Source organism: Mangrovimonas sp. ST2L15, assembly GCF_001280515.1.
Taxonomy (GTDB): Bacteria; Bacteroidota; Bacteroidia; order Flavobacteriales; family Flavobacteriaceae; genus Mangrovimonas; species Mangrovimonas futianensis.
On record NZ_LBIQ01000030.1, the window covers coordinates 1,359,420 to 1,377,500 of the forward strand.

Sequence of the window (18,081 nt, forward strand, 5' to 3'; positions counted from 1 at the left end):
TTACATACAACACGGAAAAAAGGTCTACAATGCAAATTGTAGGCCTTTTTTTATTAACTTAAAGGAATTCTTTTATAAAAAATGCTTTTCTATGTAAAATAACCAATCATGAAACATACATATTTGTTATTCGTTCTCTTCTCCCTAAGCGTTCAATCACAAATAATTAATTTTCCAGACCAGACCTTTAAAGATCAGTTGCTGGCAGCTAATATCGATACAAATAATGATGGTGAAATTCAGGTATCTGAAGCCCAAGAGGTAACTTCACTCTCAGTTTCTGGTTATTATGATGTATATGGTAGTACCCTAACCGATATAACAGGTATCGAATATTTTGTAAATCTAACGCATTTGATTTGTTCTCCTCATGAAATCAGTAGTGTTGATTTAAGCCAAAACACGGCTTTGATTCATGTAGATTTTTCTGAACCTTTATCAAGTGCGTTAGATGCCGCATCCTTAAACGAAATTAATGTTTCTGGTTGTAGCGATTTGGAATATTTAAATTTAAATGGGAATAATTTACAAGCTATTGATTTAAGTCAAAATAGTAATCTAACAGAATTAGGTATAAACTACAATGATTTAACATTTTTAGATATTTCTTCAACTCTTGTTGAAAATGTATGGATAGATGGCAATAATTCTCCATTGTCGTTTGTAGGCAATGAGTCTTTAATTAGTTTTGGAGCTGAAACCACTACTCAATTTTCGGAACTTGATTTTTCAGCCTCACAGAGTTTGCAAACTATTCATTGTTATAGTGGTCAAATTGAGGATTTAATTCTAGGAAATCACCCTAACTTAATTACAATGGTTCTAAGTTTACATCCTAATTTTGTCAATTTAGATACAATTGGAATTTCTAATCTTGAAAATATTACTATTTATGGGGGAGGGATAACTCAATTGGATTTGAGTGCTAATAATCACCTTCAAACAGTTTACATTCAATCCGAATCTTTAGAAACTATAAATATTAAAAACGGTAGCTGGGAAGAGTCAATCTACATTAATAACTCTCCTTGGGATTATTCAAATTTGGCTTTTATTTGTGCAGATGAATTTCAAGTACTGGAGCTATCGGATATTTTTGGTGATGAAGTGGTAGTTCATCCTTACTGCAGTTTCACACCCGGTGGAAATTATAACACAACCACTGGTCAAGTTCAGTTTGATTTAAACAATGACGGATGCCAAACTGGAACCGGAACGGTTTCCAATGTCTTGATACAGGTGGAGTCAGAAGATTCTGAAGAAGTCAGTTATGTGAATTCTGGAGGTGCATATTGGTATTATTCCCAGGAAGGTACTTTTGTCCTTACACCCTCCATAGAACATCCAGAATGGTTCATTATCACTCCAGAAAATGCTTTTATTGTATTTGAAGACAATCTTAATAATACTACCTCTCAAGATTTCTGTATTTCAGCTCTAGGGACTCACCAAGATTTAGAGGTAGTATTGACTCCAATAGGTAATGCCCAACCGGGTTTTGATGCCGATTATGAATTGATCTATAAAAACAACGGCAATCAAATGACCTCTGGACAAGTCAGTTTGATTTTTGATGCCTCTTTGATGGAGTTGGTATCGGTATCACAGGAACAAGATGTTTTCAACAGTGGGGAATTGATATGGGATTTTGAGGATTTAATGCCTTTTGAGTCGAGAAGTACTTATGTTACTTTTAACTTAAATGCCCCTACAGAGACACCTCCTCTAGATATTGATGATGTTCTAACATTTTCGGTAGAAATTGTTGGAGCCCAAGAAGATGAAAACGCTGATAACAATAGCTTTGAATTGAACCAAACAGTGGTAGGAGCCTTTGATCCCAACGATAAGGTTTGTTTGGAGGGAGACATAGCCCCAATAGAAAAAATAGGCGACTATTTGCATTACACCATCAACTTTGAAAATACAGGAAATGCAGCAGCTACCTTTGTGGTTATTAAGGATGTCCTCAATGAAAGTGACTACAATTTAAATTCTTTACAGATTCTGTCTGCTTCCCACTCCATGGAAACAAGGATGGAAGGGAATCTATTGGAGTTTTATTTTGATAATATCGATTTAGGTCCCGAAGAGCAGGGACATGTGACCTATAAAATAAAGACCTTGGAAAGTTTGGAGGTAGGTGACACAGTGAGCAATTCGGCAGAAATTTATTTTGATTACAACCTACCCATAGAAACCAATGAGGCCATAACCAGTTTTGAGAGTCTTTCATTAATCGAGAATACAGCCCAAGAAGGAAGCATCAAAATTTTTCCGAATCCAACAAATGGGGTTGTTGAAATTGCTTCTTCATTGCCTGTAAAATTATTGGAGGTTTTGGATATAAAGGGTCGACGTCTTAGTTTAGCAGAGTTCAATGAAATGCATGTTCAATTAGATTTGGGATCTTATAAAAATGGCATGTATTTAATAAAGATTCAAACAGTTAAAGGATTTCATTTTGCTAAGGTTATTAAGAATTAAATTTAAATAATGGACGCTTAATCTTTTGACTGAATGCGGGTTATTATTTTCTTAATAACTGCCTATTTTTTTGTATCAATTTTAATGATATCTTAATTAACAAAACCTTTACTAACTTTCTTCTTAAATAGTCAGATATTTCGTAAATTTGAGCCTGCTGAAAAAATTAATTTACACTTTAAAATAATAATATAAAAATGTCAGATAAAGCTACAATAGAAATTGATGGTGAAAAATATGATTTTCCTCTTATAGTTGGTACCGAAAATGAAGTTGCCATAGATATCAAAGCACTCCGATCTATTACTGGTGGAGCCATTACAATTGATCCAGGATTTAAAAATACAGGTTCATGCGAAAGTGCTATCACTTTTTTGGATGGAGAAAAAGGAATTCTAAGATATAGGGGATATGCCATTGAGGAACTAGCTGAAAAAGCTGACTTTTTAGAAGTTGCTTATCTTTTGATTTTTGGAGAACTTCCTACCAAGGAACAAAATGAAAAATTTCATGCAGACATCAAAGCGGAAGCTGTAGTTGATGAAGATGTTAAGAAAATTATAGACGCTTTCCCTAAGTCGGCACACCCTATGGGAGTTATTGCATCTTTAACAAGTGCGTTAACTGCTTTTAACCCATCTTCTGTGAATGTGAATTCAGAAGAAGACATGTACAGAGCTATCGTTAAAATATTGGGTAAATTCCCTGTATTGGTAGCTTGGACGATGCGTAAAAAACAAGGTTTACCTCTAAATTACGGAAGTGATTCAATAGGTTACGTTGAAAACATCTTAAAAATGATGTTTGAAAAACCTAACCATACCTACGAACAGAACCCTATCTTAGTAAATGCTTTAGATAAGTTATTAATCTTGCACGCAGATCATGAGCAAAACTGTTCAACATCAACCGTAAGAATCGTAGGATCTTCTCATGCAGGATTGTTTGCTTCTTTATCAGCTGGGATTTCTGCGCTTTGGGGACCATTACATGGTGGAGCCAATCAAGCTGTTCTTGAAATGTTGGAGGGTATCAAACAAGATGGAGGTGATACTAAAAAATATATGGCCAAGGCTAAGGACAAAGACGATCCATTCCGTTTGATGGGATTCGGACACCGTGTTTACAAAAACTTTGATCCAAGAGCCAAAATTATTAAGAAAGCAGCTGATGAAGTATTAGGAGATCTAGGTGTGACAGATCCAGTTTTGGATATTGCTAAAGGATTGGCAGAAGAAGCATTAAGTGATGACTATTTTGTACAACGTAAATTGTATCCAAACGTAGATTTCTACTCGGGTATTATTTATAGAGCCATGGGAATCCCGGTAGAAATGTTTACTGTGATGTTTGCTTTAGGTCGTTTACCAGGTTGGATTGCTCAATGGAGAGAAATGAGACTTCGAAAAGAGCCAATTGGTCGTCCTAGACAAGTTTACATTGGTGAAACTTATAGACCGTTTGTAAACCTAGAAGATAGATAAACTTTTTAAAAATGTTAATAATGAAAGCTTCATAAGCAACTATGAAGCTTTTTTTGTATTCTTATTTATGCTACAATTAAACGTAAAGAACGAAACATCTAGATTAAGAGCTGTTGTCTTAGGTACCGCTGTAAGCAATGGTCCTACGCCAACAGTGGATGAGGCTTATGATCCTAAGTCCTTAGAACATATTTTGGCAGGAACCTATCCATTAGAGAAAGATATGGTCAGGGAAATGGAAGCCGTAGCCAAGGTATTTGAAAAATATGATGTGCAAGTTTTTAGACCACACTTAATAGAAGATTGTAATCAAATTTTTGCCCGAGATATTGCTTTTGTTATCGATGATTACTTTATCAAAGCCAATATTTTACCTGATAGGGAAAAGGAATTGGACGCGATTCAATATGTCGTTGATCAAATGGACCCCCAAAAAGTAATCAGGCCACCAGAAGAAGTGCATATTGAAGGAGGTGATGTTATGTTGTGGAATGACCATATTTTTGTTGGTACTTACAAAGGAAGCGATTACCCGAATTACATAACGGCCAGAACCAATATGCAAGGGGTTCAGTTCATTAAAGATATGTTCCCTGACAAAAAAGTGAAAGAATTTGATTTAGTAAAATCTAAAATTGAGCCTAGAGATAATGCGCTTCATTTAGATTGTTGCTTTCAACCCGTAGGAAAAGATAAGGGAATTATCTATAAAAGTGGTTTTAGAGAAGAAAGCGATTATATGTATTTGGTTGATTTGTTTGGAAAGGAAAACCTATTTCATATTACAAGGGAGGAAATGTACCACATGAACAGTAATATTTTTTCAATAGCTGACGATGTTGTGATTTCCGAACAAAATTTCACAAGGTTAAATACATGGTTAAAATCAAATGGATTTATAGTCGAAGAGGTGCCCTATGCTGAAATTGCTAAGCAGGAAGGTTTATTGCGCTGTAGTACAATGCCACTAATTAGGGACTAATTCACCTGGCATATAATGGTGACTTCGGCTTCTTCACCAACTTTAAAAGTGCCGATGTCTTTACCAATCTTATAGTCAAAGCGGTTAACAGTAAAGCTGCCTTCAAAGGTGTTATTTTTGAAACCAAAGGGGATTGTTACAGTTTTGGTAACACCATGAATGGTTAAGTCTCCTGTGGTTTCAAAGCCATCTTTTGTTTTGGACACCGATTTTGAATTGAAGCAAATAGATGGGTAGGTTTCTACTTCAAAAAAGTCTGGACTTTTTAAATGAGTATCTCGTTTATTATTATCTGTGTCAATACTTGCTGCTTCGATGCAAATATCAAACTTGGAAGTATTTAATTGAGTTGGATCAAATTTAAAATCACCTTTCATTCCTGAAAAAGTTCCTTTAACGGTGAAAAGCCCACCACCTTTGATCTTAAATTCCACTTTAGACTTTTTGTTATTAATAGACTCCTGAGCTTGAGTATTTATTGAAAATACCATGGTTAAAACACACAGGACTAATCGGATCTTTTTCATGTTGTTGATGTTACGGTTCACTTAAAATTAAAAAAAAAGGAACCACATTTACGTAGTTCCTTTCTTATATTTTAGTTAAAGTTTTGTGCTTAAGCCATTTCCACAAACAAACCTTCATCAGTTTTGTTCACTTTGGCAATACCATTTTTAGTAAGACCTTTGATGGTTTTATCCCACTTTTTATTGCTCAACCCAGACTGCGTTTTTAATTGGTTCAAATCGATAGGGCTTTGTCCTTTCAAAATGTTGTATACCCCTTTTTCATCCTCGGTCATTTCTGGAGCCTTTTTCTCTGGTTTCATTTGCGGGAAGAATAGTACTTCTTGTATCGATTGGTTGTCAGTTAAAAACATGATCAAACGATCCATTCCAATTCCCATTCCAGAAGTAGGAGGCATACCATATTCCAAAGCACGCAAAAAGTCATAATCAATAAATTGGGTTGCTTCATCATCACCTCGGTCAGCCAATTTTAATTGGTGTTCAAAACGTTCTCTTTGATCAATTGGGTCGTTTAATTCGGAATACGCATTAGCTATTTCCTTTCCACAAACCATCAATTCAAAACGTTCAGTTAGTTCTGGATTGTCGCGATGTTCTTTACACAACGGACTCATTTCTTTTGGGTAATCTGTGATGAACGTAGGTTGGATGTAATTGCCTTCACATTTCTCACCAAAAATCTCATCAATCAATTTTCCTTTACCCATGGTGTCATCAACTTCAATGCCCATGCCTTGAGCCGCTTCCCTAATCTCATCTTCTGTTTTGCCAGTAATATCAAAACCAGTAAACTCCTTAATAGAATCGGCCATGGTCACACGCTTGTAAGGTGCTTTGAAATCTATTTCATGATCTCCAAAAGTCGCCTTGGTTGTTCCATTTACAGCTGTTGCACAATGTTCCAACAATTGCTCACAGAAATCCATCATCCAATTATAATCTTTATAAGCGACATAGATTTCCATAGCTGTAAACTCTGGGTTGTGTGTTCTGTCCATTCCTTCATTTCTGAAGTTCTTTGAAAACTCATAGACACCATCGAATCCACCTACAATTAATCGTTTCAAATAAAGCTCGTTGGCTATTCTCATATATAAAGGAATATCCAAAGAGTTGTGATGCGTTACAAATGGTCTAGCTGCCGCTCCACCAGGAATGGGTTGTAAAACCGGAGTTTCAACTTCAAAATAACCGGCATTGTTAAAGAAATCACGCATCGCATTAAATAGCTTAGTACGTTTTACAAAGACTTCCTTCACATTTGGGTTTACAACCAAATCGGCATAACGCTGCCTGTATCTTAATTCGGGGTCGTCAAATTTGTCGTGTACATTCCCTTCAGAATCAACTTTAGGTAATGGTAAAGGTTTTAAAGCTTTACTTAAAAGCGTGAAATCCTTAACCATGATGGTTTTTTCACCCACCTTTGTCTTAAATAATTCACCTTCAATACCTATAAAATCCCCTATATCCAGCAATTTTTTATAGACATCATTGTATTTGCTTTTATCATCACCGGTACAAATTTCGTCACGGTTAAAATACACTTGAATTCGTCCTTCACTATCTTGTAATTCTGCAAAACTGGCACTTCCTTGTATACGTCTGGACATCAATCTACCAGCAACCACAACCTTCTTTCCTTCCTCGAAATCAGACTTTATTTCCTTGGACGTCTGTTTTACAGGAAATAAATCTGCAGGGTATGGGTTGATACCTAACTCGCGTAATTTGGCAAGTTTGTCTCTTCTTACGATTTCTTGTTCAGATAACTGTGACATATACTATTATTTGTGTAATTTTTGAAGGCACAAAGATAACTAGTATTCATTACTATTTCAATTTATTATATTGGAAAATCCTGTAACAAGTCATCTTGTTTTTCGACAAATGATTACATCAATCATTAAACTAAATTATTATGAGTTTTTGGAGAGTATTACTTTCTATCATTTGCCCACCTTTAGCCGTATTGGATAAGGGTTGCGGTTCTATTTTAATAGTCTTTTTATTATGGCTTTGTGGCTGGGTTCCTGGAGTTATTGCTGCATTGGTTATTTTGAATAATCCTAAGTCTTAATTTGTATCTTTGTACCAACCTTAAAATTTACAAATGAAACAGCTATTTTTTACCCTAACTTTTGTCACTATACTTTTATTAACCAGTTGTCAATTTTCAGAAAACATTTATATGCAAGAAGATGGATCTGGAAAAATGACCTTTAGCATGGATGCGTCTGAACTAATGAAAATGGCTGGGGACGAGATGTCCAAGGACGGTGAGAAATCGATAGATTCCATTTTGTATTTTAAGGATTTTCTGGAGGCTAAAAAAGACAGTATTTCAAAATTAAGCCAAGAAGAGCAAGAGAAATTAAAAAACCTTGAAGCTTTTGGAATGCACATGGTTATGGATTCCAAAGAACAAACCATGAAGTTTGATTTATTCTCAGATTTTAATTCGATTTCAGAATTGGATGACCTTTTTAAAGCCATGAATAATGTGAGTAATTTCCAGGGAGAAGGAGGCGTGGATACTAAAGATACAAGTAATCCTTTTTCTGCAATGGCAAATGCAAATGGATCAGAACTTACTTATAGCCTTAAAGGAAATTTGTTTAAAAGAGAAACGGTGATGAAAGATCAAGAAGTATACAAGACTTTGGTTGACAGTATGGGAGATTTGACTCCTATTTTGGCAAGTTCAACCTATAAGTTGAATTATCATTTCCCTAGAAAAATAAAGTCAGCGTCTCATGAAGATGCGTTGTTTAGTGAGGATAAAAAGACCATGACCCTAGAGTTTAATTTTATGGATTATTTGAAAAATCCGGAATTGTTAAACGTGGAAGTGGAATTAGAAGATGAATAGATGAATAAAAAAGTTCAATTACAGGAGTTAGGAAGAAGGGATTATAAGGATACATGGGACTACCAAGAATCTTTATTTCAGGAAATAGTTGATGTAAAAATCAAAAATAGAAGGGAGGATACAGCTCTTGAAACTCCCAATTATTTTCTTTTTGTAGAACATCCGCATGTATATACCTTGGGTAAGAGTGGCGACATCTCCAACCTATTGATTTCAGAACAGCAATTAGCGGAAAAGGAGGCGACCTTTTACAAAGTAAACAGAGGAGGAGATATAACCTACCATGGTCCAGGACAGATTGTAGGATATCCGATTTTGGATTTAGATAATTTCTTTACTGATATTCACAAATATCTGCGACTTTTAGAGGAAATGATTATTCTCACACTAGCGGAATACGGATTAAAGGCGGAAAGAAGTGAAGGAGAAACGGGAGTTTGGCTGGATGTAGGAACACCTTTCGCTAGAAAAATTTGTGCCATGGGCGTAAGAGCGAGTCGCTGGGTAACCATGCATGGATTTGCTTTAAATGTAAATGCAGATTTGGGCTATTTTGACAATATGATTCCTTGTGGAATTAAAGGTAAAGCCGTAACGTCTCTAAATGTGGAACTGGGTAAAAAGGAGATTGCTATGGAAGAGGTGAAATCCAAATTGTTAAAGCATTTTACTGAGCTTTTTGAAGCAGAATTTATTTCAACAAATAAGGAGATTTTAATTTAACCCCAGAGATTATCGATTACCTTCCTCACAAGGAACCCTGCTCATTTGATCTGAGTAGGTACCTGTGTCTGGATTATAAACGGGATTACTTACTTGTATGTAGCAATCATCATCTTTACAACTTTGTAAAGCAAGCGCAGATAAAATGAGAATAGGAAAGAGGTAACGAACTTTTTTCATGTTAGTGCTCTTTTATTAAAAAAGGGTCATTATAAATTTAATGAATCATCCCTCTGTGTTGAAATAAACTTTATAGTAATGCATCTTTTTTTCTTCGTCATAGCCTCGTTCTAAATACTCCTCCGAAGCATCGGGAGCGTCAATATCCAGTTTTATTTGAATATTGGTATCAAGTTTTATTTCGGTTTTTAACTTTCGCTTTTCCTTTTTTACTACAGCTTCGGCCACGTCAAAGTGATTTCTAACCACAATATCGAGCTCACTTTCAAAGCTCTTTTTGTAATTGTCAAAGAGCTCTTTGTGTTTGTCTTCAAAAAACACTTCGTCTTTGAAGTCTTCCACATCCACACTTTCATGTTCCTTGAAGTAGTCAATAGTTTTGGCCAAAAAGGCACTTTGCTCTTGATTGCCATAAGAAGTCTTTAAAACTTCCTCAGAAAAATCTCTACATAATTCGATATAAGTTTGGGTGTGCTGATTAGCATCATCGGCAAATTTGATATTCAAAAATTGTTTGGTCCAATATTGCGCATCATAATTATTGTTGTCGGCGCTCAAAATAATACGCCCTTCAGCATCGCTTTGATTTAAAATCAAGCATCCTTTATCAACTTTTTTTGAATTGATTCCTTTTTGAACAACCACATCATAACTGCTATTTTCTAAATAGGTTTGAAAAAAGTCCACTTTATTCTCTATTTTAAAGATGCCAACAGCATTGGTTGTGATTTCATTGTATTCAATACCCTCAAACAAAACTACCAATACATCTCCCGTTTTTATTTGTGCAGAATTAGATTGCTCAAAAAGATGCTCAACAATATGTTTGGAAGTTTCAACAAAATGATCGTCATCTTCAAAAATTTGAGAACTATAGGTGTTGATCTCATTTAATGCAATACTAGCATGGTGGTTGAACCTATAACTCTGAACAACACTTCCAAAAGGGCGTAATAAAAATGGGAGCATTAAATCGTAACTGGCATCATCAAATCTTACAATATCTTCAGAAAAAGCATTTTTGGTATGGTTAAACTTATTACCAACTTTATGAATGATTAACTTAGAGATTGAGGCTTGGGAACGCTTTATCATAGCTTGTATAGATTAATTGATTTGGTAAATTAAGATGGAGTTATTTTCTCCTTGGGTAACAAATTCCAAATTTCTGTCTTTGTCGATGTTGTCTAATGCCATTTTTGAAGTTCCATAAACTGGGAAATTATTTATAGGTTTGGCATTACTGTCAAATAAATAGACTTTTTGGGTTTGCAAATCAGTTACAGTCACATAGATTTTGTCATTTAAGTAAAAGATGTCGGGATCGGTATAATTACCAAAATCAAGTTCTATGGTTTTATCCTTAATGGTCAATCTATTCTCAGACATTGCAACTAAGGTTTTGGAAGTTGTTACTAATTTGTGATGATCGGTCAGTTTTAAATCTCTTGATGCCGTATTTCCACTTTGATCAATAGTAACCAAAATACCGTCTTTTGTTGTAGTTATGAATTTGTTTTCGAATTCATAGATGCCGGTATCTGAATACTGGTATTGATTTTTCGGGGTTACCCTTGTTTTACCAACGCGGTCTTGAATGTAAATTTTGTCTTCTGTTTGAAATAGGAGGTAGTCTTTATTTCCTATTCTTATATGTTGCGGAGTATGTACTAGGTTCTTTTCTGTTCCTTTGAAATTGAATCCTTTTACCGATTTCCCTCTACCATCAACCATATAGATTCTGTTACCCTGAGTAATGATTAAACGATATTTTTTGTTATTGTCATAGTCAAATACAGCTAATGGCTGGGTAATATCGTCATTGAATTTTAAAGGGAAAGGATCTACTTCCTTGCCATTGCGATCCAAAACATAAACCCGATGTGGGGTGGCAAAAGCTAATTGAAGCCTTCCATTTTTATACATGTCTATTTGACTAATTTGACCAAGTATAGGTCCATGTAGTTGCTTTTTCCAAAGAACTTTCCCAGAATTGGAAATAAGATAAAGGTTGTTCTTAATATCTTGAACTACTATTTCCTTCTCTTTTGTTATGTGATTTGATACAAACTTGGGCTCATTAATAAGGGCTGCATCAAGTTCTATTGAAAATTCTTCTGAAATGGAATTGTCAACAGCCTTTGTTTTGACCTTTTTGAAAATACCATTAATATGTGCGAAATCTTGATCGTAGATAAATTGAAGGGCAGAAGCCTTATATTGATTTAATTTAAATGCTTGTTCTTCATTAAGATTTTTTTCGAAGAAGTTACTTAGGGTTTCCTGGTTCCCTACCATTAAAAGTGAAGACTCGTCACTTAACTGCATTTTGATATCCTCATAATAGTCTCGATGAGATAAGGTGGTATTATTTTGAAAGTTGACTATAATGTTTTGTAAAAGTTCGTAACTATCTGAAAAAACAAAAAACTGATTCAACTGGCAATATTTGGTGGCCGTTGAATAGGGTACTAAGCTTCCAAAAGATTGATGAAATAATTCTGGATATTTAAACTCATGGATTTCCACTTGTCTATAGGTTTCTATCAAGGATGATTCTAGAGATTCTAAAGTAGATAGGTCGTCTAGGGAATTTAAAACGACAGCTTGGTCATTTCCTTCAAAAATAAGACCTACTTCTATAATATTATCAAAGAGGGAAGTTTCTACCCTTAAGGAATCTGCAATTTCGGGTAATCTCAATTGAGGTTTCAGTTGGCTGTAGTTTGCAAAAGTGAAACTGAGAAAGCCATCGCTATTAGCCGGTGTGATTTTGGCCAATTCATTTTCTTGGGGTTGAATGCCTTTAAACTGATTGATGAAACTTTTTGTAGAATCAGTAGCTTTCGTTACACCATTATATATAACAGCATCTTGATTCAAGTCTATATCTAAATTATAGTATGAACTAAAGGACGCTGAAGAAATAGAGTCTAAATAAAAAATGTTTTGAGGAATGGAATGATTCTTATTATTTATGAAAACGGATAAATCAGAACCACTGTTTGAAGAGTTCAGTAATTCTAACCATTCACTTCCTTTGATGTTAGATTTAAGGCAGTTTTGAAGTAAATCTAATGTGGACGCTCCAATAAAAATACTGTCTTTAATTACACTATATAAAATGTGTTGGTCAATAGTGGTTTTGGAAAAGGTAAAACCTTGATCTGTGATGGTCTCTAATTTATGATTCGGTAAAGAATCGATTTGGAATAAATATTTATTGAGGTGAGTAGCTAGGCTATATTGTAGGCTATCATTTTGATCATGAATGAAGCTTAATAAAATTTCTTCCTCTGTAGAAAAGTGCTGAATCAAATCCAACTTGTCGGTTAAGTTTTGGGAAACCTCCGAGGAAGAAAGGGATTTTAGAAGGTCATTATTCTTTAAGGAGCTTTTTAATCCTTCTAATTGGTTAATTCTAAAAACAAATTCTGGTTTTTGGGGTAAATAGTCTAAAGGTTGCCTTTTTGAAGATTCTTTGGAGCAACTAAAAACAAGCACCACAAAAAGAATGGCATATTTTAGGTTTTTCATTAAAGAGGGTTTGTGCAAATATAATTGTTATAGGTCTAACTTTAATTGTTCTGGAAGTAGTTTGAATGATTTTCTGTGGTAGTTTGTCGGCCCCAATTTTTTTATGGCTTCCCTGTGTCTTTTGGTTGGGTATCCTTTATTTTTTTTCCAATCATATTGAGGGAATTCTTCATGAGCCTGTTCCATATAATCATCACGGTAGGTTTTTGCCAAAACAGATGCAGCTGCAATCGATAAATATTTACTGTCTCCTTTAATAATAGTGTCAAAAGGAACTTCATTAAAGGGTTTGAATCGATTGCCGTCAACAATGATATATTCCGGTGTTATCTTTAATTGCTCAATGGCCCTATGCATTGCCAAAATGGACGCATTTAAAATATTGATGGCATCGATTTCTTCGGGGAAAACATGAGCCACACCAAATGCAAGTGCTTCTTGTTCAATAATAGGCCTTAGGAATTTTCGTTTCCTTTCAGATAATTGTTTGGAGTCATTCAAAAGGTTGTTTGAAAAGTCATTTGGTAAAATAACGGCCGCCGCCGTCACCGGACCAGATAAGCAACCTCTTCCTGCTTCATCTGTTCCACATTCAAATTTAAATTCAGAATATTTCAGCTTGAGCATTTAAATAATTCTTAGTATAATCGCGTTATGATAAATTGTACATACCTTTGCAAGGTCTGAAAAATTATTATGAAGAAGATATTTTTAGCACTTTTTTTGTTTGGTTTTGGCCTTTCTACATATTCGCAAATAATTCAATCAACAGATGGCCTAACTCCAACTGGAGATTACGATGAAAACCAACAAAGAAGAGGGTCTACAAAAAGTACCTCCAATAAGAACATTATTAATTATGATGCTAAAATTGAGCAGTATCTTATAATATCTCCAGAACGAGATACGACTCATGTGGATACTTCTTTAACAATAAAAAAAGAATATAAGTGGAACTATCTCAGGAGAGATGTTTTTGGGTTGCTGAAGTTCAATAATGTAGGGCAAACATATAACACCTTAATATATAACTTAGATAATGAAAAACTAATGCCGCTTTTTGGTGCAAGGGCAAGACATTTTAATTATATGGAGATTGAGGATATTAATTATTATCATGTGCCTACACCATTTACAGAGCTCTATTATAAGTCAGCATTTGAGCAAGGGCAACAGGTTGATGCCTTTTTTACTGTTAATACGTCCAAGCAGTTTAATTTTTCTGTGGCATATAAAGGACTACGGTCTTTAGGTAAATACCAACATATATTGACCAGTACGGGGAATTTTAGGTTTACTTCCAGTTATGATTCTAAGGATAAAAGGTACTCGGCCAACGGCCATATCGTAATTCAGGATTTATTGAATCAAGAAAATGGGGGGATACGGGATGATAATATCATATATTTTGAATCCGGTAATCCCGATTTTAAGGATAGAGGTGTTTTTGATGTAAACTTTGAAAATGCAGAGAACATATTAAAAGGAAAGCGCTTTCATTTAGATCACACTTATAAATTAATCCAAGAAAAAGATTCGATTTCTAATAGTTCCTTAAAAGTAGGAAATGTCATTTCATTTGAAGACAAGTATTATGAATTCAACCAAAGTGCAGCCAATGAGTATTTCGGTGATGCATTTCAAGCAAGTAATTTAAGAGATCGGGCTACTTTAGAAGATTTTCATTTAGGAGCTTATGCAGAATATAGAAACGAACTTCTTGGTGATTTAAGATTCCAGGCTGGAATGGATGACTTCAATTATGGATATGACAAGTTAGTCATCTTAAATGAAGAGGTCATAACGAATAGGCTTAAAGGGAAGGTATATAATATAGGAGGAGGTTATACCAATAAAATTGGAAGATTTAATATAAAAGGAGATTTTGGTTTAAACGTGGCGGGAGACTTTGATGGTAACTTTATAACGGGACAGGCTACTCTTAATATCATAGATGATATATTATTGTCTGCAAAGATCAATCATAGTTCCAAAGCTCCCAACTATAACTTTCTACTTTATCAAAGTAGTTACAAGAACTATAACTGGCGAAATAACTTTAATAATGTAAAGACTCAAAACCTACAATTTGGAATCTTGTCTCAAAAATGGGCTGAAGTACTGGTTGATATTTCCACCATTACAGATTATGCCTATTATAAAAAGGAGGAGACTTCAGATTTAGTTAAACCCTTTCAGAATAATAGCACAATTGGATATTTGAAGGTTCAATTAAATAAGGATGTGAAGTTAGGTAAGTTTGGAATAGATAACTCTATAGTATACCAAACTATTGAAGATGGCAGCCAGGTATTCAATGCTCCAGAATTTGTAACACGCAACACAGTTTATTATCAGAACCATTTCTTCAGAAATGCGTTGTTCCTGCAAACGGGAGTCACCTTTAATTATTTTACCGAATATTATATGAATGCTTATGATCCACTTTTGGCAGAGTTCTATGTTCAAACAGATCGTAAGTTTGGAGGTTTCCCTATGTTTGATTTCTTTATCGATGCGAAGGTTAGAACGGCGCGCATTTATTTTAAGGCAGAACACTTGAATTCAGCGTGGACTGGATACGATTATTATTCCGCGCCAAACTACCCATACAGAGATTTTATACTGCGTTTTGGTATTGTTTGGAATTTCTTTTTATAAGGTTTTTCAAAACAAAGATTTTTTCTTATCTTGTAAAGCTCTGAAAATCAATCTTTGATTTTCAATTTCAAAAAAACTTCAAAAAAAGGTTTTAAAAAGTTTGTTGGATAGGAAAAAAGGGTGGTATATTTGCACCCGCAAACGGGGAAACCGGGAGCGTAAGTTCATAGAAAGTTTGAGATACTGGGGTTAAGGGATTGGTTTTAAGGCCGGTTAAAAAAAAACCCAAAAAAAATATCAAAAACATGTTTGTAGAATCAAAAAAGGTTGTATGTTTGCAGCCGCAAAAATAGCGAGAGTTATGAGTAGCGAAGTTCTTGTAAAGGTGTTGGTATTTTGGGAGTGGAAACGGGGAAAACAGTCCTCGAAAAAATTTTCAAAAAAAAAGTATCAAAACTATTGTGAGGTTAAAAAAAGGGTTTTATATTTGCACCCGCTTAACGAGGAAACGAGTTAAGAAAGAAGATAAGAAAGTTCATAGACATATTGAATTGACAGCGTAGAAAGGTACTGGAAACGGTACTTTTCACAACAAGAGAATAAACCATTTTGAGTCCCTTTTCAGTCTTAAAGTTGTTAAAGATTTATAAGATTTAACGATGAAGAGTTTGATCCTGGCTCAGGATGAACGCTAGCGGCAGGCCTAACACATGCAAGTCGAGGGGTAGAAATAGCTTGCTATTTTGAGACCGGCGCACGGGTGCGTAACGCGTATGCAACCTACCTCTTACAGGGGAATAGCCCAGGGAAACTTGGATTAATGCCCCATAATATATAGGAATGGCATCATTTTTATATTAAAGTTCCGGCGGTAAGAGATGGGCATGCGTTCTATTAGCTAGTAGGTGTGGTAACGGCACACCTAGGCTACGATAGATAGGGGCCCTGAGAGGGGGATCCCCCACACGGGTCATGAGACACGGGCCAGACTCCGACGGGGTGCGGCAGTGAGGAATAGTGGACAATGGGCGAGAGCCTGATCCAGCCATGCCGCGTGCAGGAAGACTGCCCTATGGGTTGTAAACTGCTTTTATACGGGAAGAAACCTCCCCTCGTGAGGGGAGCTGACGGTACCGTATGAATAAGCATCGGCTAACTCCGTGCCAGCAGCCGCGGTAATACGGAGGATGCAAGCGTTATCCGGAATCATTGGGTTTAAAGGGTCCGTAGGTGGATTGTTAAGTCAGAGGTGAAAGCCTGCAGCTCAACTGTAGAATTGCCTTTGATACTGATAATCTTGAGTCATTGTGAAGTGGTTAGAATATGTAGTGTAGCGGTGAAATGCATAGATATTACATAGAATACCGATTGCGAAGGCAGATCACTAACAATGTACTGACACTGATGGACGAAAGCGTGGGGAGCGAACAGGATTAGATACCCTGGTAGTCCACGCCGTAAACGATGGTCACTAGCTGTTCGGACTTCGGTCTGAGTGGCTAAGCGAAAGTGATAAGTGACCCACCTGGGGAGTACGTTCGCAAGAATGAAACTCAAAGGAATTGACGGGGGCCCGCACAAGCGGTGGAGCATGTGGTTTAATTCGATGATACGCGAGGAACCTTACCAGGGCTTAAATGTAAGTTGCATGATTTAGAGATAGATCTTTCTTCGGACTACTTACAAGGTGCTGCATGGTTGTCGTCAGCTCGTGCCGTGAGGTGTCAGGTTAAGTCCTATAACGAGCGCAACCCCTGTTGTTAGTTGCCAGCATGTAAAGATGGGAACTCTAGCAAGACTGCCGGTGCAAACCGCGAGGAAGGTGGGGATGACGTCAAATCATCACGGCCCTTACGTCCTGGGCTACACACGTGCTACAATGGTAGGTACAGAGGGCAGCCACTGCGCGAGCAGGAGCGAATCCACAAAACCTATCACAGTTCGGATCGGAGTCTGCAACTCGACTCCGTGAAGCTGGAATCGCTAGTAATCGGATATCAGCCATGATCCGGTGAATACGTTCCCGGGCCTTGTACACACCGCCCGTCAAGCCATGGAAGCTGGGAGTGCCTGAAGTCCGTCACCGAGAGGAGCGGCCTAGGGTAAAATCGGTAACTAGGGCTAAGTCGTAACAAGGTAGCCGTACCGGAAGGTGCGGCTGGAACACCTCCTTTCTAGAGAAAGACGACTAAGAGGTTGGAAATACACATTTCGGTTTATTCTCCTGCTGTCGATTTAATTAAGATATCTATAATAAAGTAGAGAGTCTCATAGCTCAGCTGGTTAGAGCGCTACACTGATAATGTAGAGGTCGGCAGTTCGAGTCTGCCTGAGACTACGAATCTTCAGCGAACGATTGCGGATGCAATTGTGGATTGAAAACGTTCATTACAAGATTGAAAGGAAATTTTAGAAGTTGGGTATCCCAAGTTGACGTATAGGTCATCGATTAACTGATTACTGTTAACTGATTACCGACTACTGAATAGAAATGGGGGATTAGCTCAGCTGGCTAGAGCGCCTGCCTTGCACGCAGGAGGTCATCGGTTCGACTCCGATATTCTCCACGAGCCCTAATGGGCATAAGTTCATTGACATATTGAAAAAAGATACATGAAAATTAGATAGAAAATATCTAAAAACATAAATTATTGTAACGAGCAATAATAAACTCATTGAAAAGAC

At 36.2% G+C, this 18,081-nt stretch carries 13 protein-coding genes, 2 tRNA genes and 1 rRNA gene; 10 read left to right on the plus strand and 6 right to left on the minus strand.

What is annotated here, in order from left to right; translation table 11 throughout:
• Nucleotides 1-108: 108 nt before the first annotated feature.
• The 3 genes from ZA07_RS09915 to ZA07_RS09925 all read left to right on the plus strand — a co-directional run bounded on the left by ZA07_RS09915 (nt 109) and on the right by ZA07_RS09925 (nt 4,953).
• Nucleotides 109-2,487, plus strand: a complete 2,379-nt coding sequence (locus tag ZA07_RS09915) for a T9SS type A sorting domain-containing protein (protein WP_053971529.1) — start codon at nt 109-111, stop codon at nt 2,485-2,487.
• 197 nt (nt 2,488-2,684) lie between these two features.
• A complete protein-coding gene (locus ZA07_RS09920; RefSeq protein ID WP_053971530.1) occupies nt 2,685-3,971 on the plus strand; it encodes a citrate synthase in 1,287 nt (428 codons plus the stop codon).
• A gap of 67 nt (nt 3,972-4,038) precedes the next feature.
• Complete coding sequence (locus ZA07_RS09925) at nt 4,039-4,953, plus strand: dimethylarginine dimethylaminohydrolase family protein (protein ID WP_053971531.1); 915 nt, start codon at nt 4,039-4,041, stop codon at nt 4,951-4,953.
• Here ZA07_RS09925 and ZA07_RS09930 read toward each other — a convergent pair.
• Together ZA07_RS09930 and lysS are read right to left on the minus strand one after the other, a co-directional pair.
• Nucleotides 4,950-5,480 (minus strand): YceI family protein, encoded by a 531-nt coding sequence (locus tag ZA07_RS09930; RefSeq protein ID WP_053971532.1) that lies wholly within the window; start codon nt 5,478-5,480, stop codon nt 4,950-4,952. The genes ZA07_RS09925 and ZA07_RS09930 overlap by 4 nt on opposite strands.
• A gap of 89 nt (nt 5,481-5,569) precedes the next feature.
• Nucleotides 5,570-7,264 (minus strand): lysine--tRNA ligase, encoded by a 1,695-nt coding sequence (lysS, locus tag ZA07_RS09935; protein WP_053971533.1) that lies wholly within the window; start codon nt 7,262-7,264, stop codon nt 5,570-5,572.
• Between the two features lie 140 nt (nt 7,265-7,404).
• Here lysS and ZA07_RS15895 point away from each other — a divergent pair, with 140 nt between their 5' ends.
• Genes ZA07_RS15895 through lipB form a run of 3 tightly spaced genes read left to right on the plus strand, consistent with a single transcriptional unit; the run spans nt 7,405 to nt 9,078 of the window.
• Nucleotides 7,405-7,563, plus strand: a complete 159-nt coding sequence (locus ZA07_RS15895; RefSeq protein ID WP_082316562.1) for a YqaE/Pmp3 family membrane protein — start codon at nt 7,405-7,407, stop codon at nt 7,561-7,563.
• A gap of 33 nt (nt 7,564-7,596) precedes the next feature.
• Nucleotides 7,597-8,355 (plus strand): hypothetical protein, encoded by a 759-nt coding sequence (locus tag ZA07_RS09940; RefSeq protein ID WP_053971534.1) that lies wholly within the window; start codon nt 7,597-7,599, stop codon nt 8,353-8,355.
• Nucleotides 8,356-9,078: a lipoyl(octanoyl) transferase LipB gene (lipB, locus tag ZA07_RS09945; protein WP_053971535.1), complete on the plus strand. Its 723-nt coding sequence runs from the start codon at nt 8,356-8,358 to the stop codon at nt 9,076-9,078.
• A 9-nt stretch (nt 9,079-9,087) separates the two neighbouring features.
• Here lipB and ZA07_RS16025 read toward each other — a convergent pair whose 3' ends face one another.
• Genes ZA07_RS16025 through ZA07_RS09960 form a run of 4 tightly spaced genes read right to left on the minus strand, consistent with a single transcriptional unit; the run spans nt 9,088 to nt 13,422 of the window.
• Nucleotides 9,088-9,258, minus strand: a complete 171-nt coding sequence (locus ZA07_RS16025) for a hypothetical protein (protein WP_157492110.1) — start codon at nt 9,256-9,258, stop codon at nt 9,088-9,090.
• A 45-nt stretch (nt 9,259-9,303) separates the two neighbouring features.
• Nucleotides 9,304-10,353: a nucleoid-associated protein gene (locus ZA07_RS09950; protein WP_053971536.1), complete on the minus strand. Its 1,050-nt coding sequence runs from the start codon at nt 10,351-10,353 to the stop codon at nt 9,304-9,306.
• A gap of 12 nt (nt 10,354-10,365) precedes the next feature.
• A complete protein-coding gene (locus ZA07_RS09955) occupies nt 10,366-12,795 on the minus strand; it encodes a hypothetical protein (RefSeq protein WP_053971537.1) in 2,430 nt (809 codons plus the stop codon).
• 27 nt (nt 12,796-12,822) lie between these two features.
• The gene (locus tag ZA07_RS09960; RefSeq protein ID WP_053971538.1) at nt 12,823-13,422 is read right to left on the minus strand and encodes a ribonuclease HII; all 600 of its coding nucleotides are present in this window, start codon (nt 13,420-13,422) and stop codon (nt 12,823-12,825) included.
• Nucleotides 13,423-13,491: 69 nt separating this feature from the next.
• Between ZA07_RS09960 and ZA07_RS09965 the strand changes: the two genes are divergently transcribed.
• The 4 genes from ZA07_RS09965 to ZA07_RS09985 all read left to right on the plus strand — a co-directional run bounded on the left by ZA07_RS09965 (nt 13,492) and on the right by ZA07_RS09985 (nt 17,963).
• On the plus strand, nt 13,492-15,456 hold the full coding sequence (locus tag ZA07_RS09965; protein WP_053971539.1) for a putative porin: 1,965 nt from the start codon (nt 13,492-13,494) through the stop codon (nt 15,454-15,456).
• A gap of 596 nt (nt 15,457-16,052) precedes the next feature.
• A 16S ribosomal RNA gene (locus ZA07_RS09975) occupies nt 16,053-17,570 on the plus strand.
• Between the two features lie 90 nt (nt 17,571-17,660).
• Nucleotides 17,661-17,734: transfer RNA gene (locus ZA07_RS09980), tRNA-Ile, on the plus strand.
• Between the two features lie 155 nt (nt 17,735-17,889).
• Nucleotides 17,890-17,963: transfer RNA gene (locus ZA07_RS09985), tRNA-Ala, on the plus strand.
• The last annotated feature ends 118 nt before the right edge of the window (nt 17,964-18,081 follow it).

Coding starts and splice junctions, on each gene's coding strand:
- ZA07_RS09915 (WP_053971529.1), top strand. CDS start 109: ATGAAACATACATATTTGTTATTCGTTCTCTTCTCCCTAAGCGTTCAA.
- ZA07_RS09920 (WP_053971530.1), top strand. CDS start 2,685: ATGTCAGATAAAGCTACAATAGAAATTGATGGTGAAAAATATGATTTT.
- ZA07_RS09925 (WP_053971531.1), top strand. CDS start 4,039: ATGCTACAATTAAACGTAAAGAACGAAACATCTAGATTAAGAGCTGTT.
- ZA07_RS09930 (WP_053971532.1), bottom strand. CDS start 5,480: ATGAAAAAGATCCGATTAGTCCTGTGTGTTTTAACCATGGTATTTTCA.
- lysS (WP_053971533.1), bottom strand. CDS start 7,264: ATGTCACAGTTATCTGAACAAGAAATCGTAAGAAGAGACAAACTTGCC.
- ZA07_RS15895 (WP_082316562.1), top strand. CDS start 7,405: ATGAGTTTTTGGAGAGTATTACTTTCTATCATTTGCCCACCTTTAGCC.
- ZA07_RS09940 (WP_053971534.1), top strand. CDS start 7,597: ATGAAACAGCTATTTTTTACCCTAACTTTTGTCACTATACTTTTATTA.
- lipB (WP_053971535.1), top strand. CDS start 8,356: ATGAATAAAAAAGTTCAATTACAGGAGTTAGGAAGAAGGGATTATAAG.
- ZA07_RS16025 (WP_157492110.1), bottom strand. CDS start 9,258: ATGAAAAAAGTTCGTTACCTCTTTCCTATTCTCATTTTATCTGCGCTT.
- ZA07_RS09950 (WP_053971536.1), bottom strand. CDS start 10,353: ATGATAAAGCGTTCCCAAGCCTCAATCTCTAAGTTAATCATTCATAAA.
- ZA07_RS09955 (WP_053971537.1), bottom strand. CDS start 12,795: ATGAAAAACCTAAAATATGCCATTCTTTTTGTGGTGCTTGTTTTTAGT.
- ZA07_RS09960 (WP_053971538.1), bottom strand. CDS start 13,422: ATGCTCAAGCTGAAATATTCTGAATTTAAATTTGAATGTGGAACAGAT.
- ZA07_RS09965 (WP_053971539.1), top strand. CDS start 13,492: ATGAAGAAGATATTTTTAGCACTTTTTTTGTTTGGTTTTGGCCTTTCT.